The 1,279-nt window shown below is 65.8% G+C and carries 2 protein-coding genes; both read right to left on the bottom strand.

Features of this window, described 5'->3' with window-relative positions:
• Nucleotides 1–674, bottom strand: a 674-nt coding sequence (locus tag ABT116_RS47360; protein WP_502984089.1) for an ABC transporter domain-containing protein, incomplete at its 3' end; no start/stop codon positions are given.
• Nucleotides 664–1,279, bottom strand: a 616-nt coding sequence (locus tag ABT116_RS47365) for an ATP-binding cassette domain-containing protein (protein ID WP_351647587.1), incomplete at its 5' end; no start/stop codon positions are given. The genes ABT116_RS47360 and ABT116_RS47365, both read right to left, overlap by 11 nt.

Below are 1,279 nucleotides of genomic sequence, written 5' to 3' on the forward strand. Positions count from 1 at the left end.
CTCACCGCCTGATCCAAGCGACCCGATACCCGGAGCTCGGCGGAATGGTCGAGGGCGGTCACCGCGGACTCACTGAATCGCGCTGCGGCAGCTGAACTGTCGGCCTCGGCGAGTCGAGCTGCACGCGCCGAAAGCCAGGGTGCCGCGATCCCGGACACCGCCAGCGCAACAGCCAGAATGAGCGCAGCCGGAACCGAGATGAACAACAAGATGCCCACCGCAGCGAACGCGAGGACAACCGAAACAGCGATCGGGATCAGCGCTTTGACGACTACGCCGCCCAGCGCGTCCACATCGGCGCCGGTACGTGCGAGCAGGTCACCGCGTCGTAGTCCGGCGGCGGCCGCGGGATCTCCCGCTGCCAACTGCTGGTAGATCCTCGACCGCGCTGCGGTGGTGCCGCGCAACGCGACGTCGTGCGTCGTCAATCGCTCGAGGTAGCGGAAGACACCACGCGAGATTCCCAACGCGCGTACGGCAACCACCGCAACGCTGAGATCGAGAACGGGAGGCATCTCCCAAGCACGCGTGATCAACCACGCGGACAGCGCGGCCAAGGCGAGGGCACTGCCGAGTGTTGCCACACCGGCGGCTACCGCCGTCAGTACGCGTCGTGGTCGAAGTTCCAGTAGTTGCAGGGCACGCAGGAGCGGATCGTGAGTGTCACTTCTCATGGGCACGAACCTCGACGATCTGGTCAGCTGCGGCAAGCACACTCGGACGGTGGCCGATCACGACGACGGTGTCACCACGCTCCGCCCGTGCTCTCAGAGAAGCCAACACTGTCCCTTCCGAATCGGAGTCGAGGTGAGCGGTGGGCTCGTCCAGGATGAGAACAGCGCGGTCGGAAGCGAGCACGCGTGTCAGCGCCAGACGTTGACGCTGCCCCAGCGACAGACCTGTGCCGCCGGCACCGATGACTGTCTCGACACCCGCAGGAAGCTCGGCCAGCACGGCCTCGAATCCCGTCGCAGCGGCGGCACGACTCAACGCCTGTGCATCAACGACCCCGGTGAGATCGAGATTCTCGCGAACAGTGCCCGGCAGGAGGACCGGATGCTGAGGCAGCCAAGCCAATTGACTCCACCACGCGTTCTCGTCCAGCTCTCGAACATCGACGCCGGCAACCGTCACACGCCCACTGCTCGGTTCGATCAACCCGAGTAACGCGTGCACTGCCGTCGACTTGCCGCAGCCGTTGGGCCCGGTGAGCACGGTGATCTTCCCTGGCGACGCCACGGCGGAAAGTTGAGACGGTGCGACTCCCCCACGAGAGTTC

This window comes from Streptomyces sp. NPDC002130 (genome assembly GCF_040296465.1).
Taxonomy (GTDB): domain Bacteria; phylum Actinomycetota; class Actinomycetes; order Streptomycetales; family Streptomycetaceae; genus Streptomyces.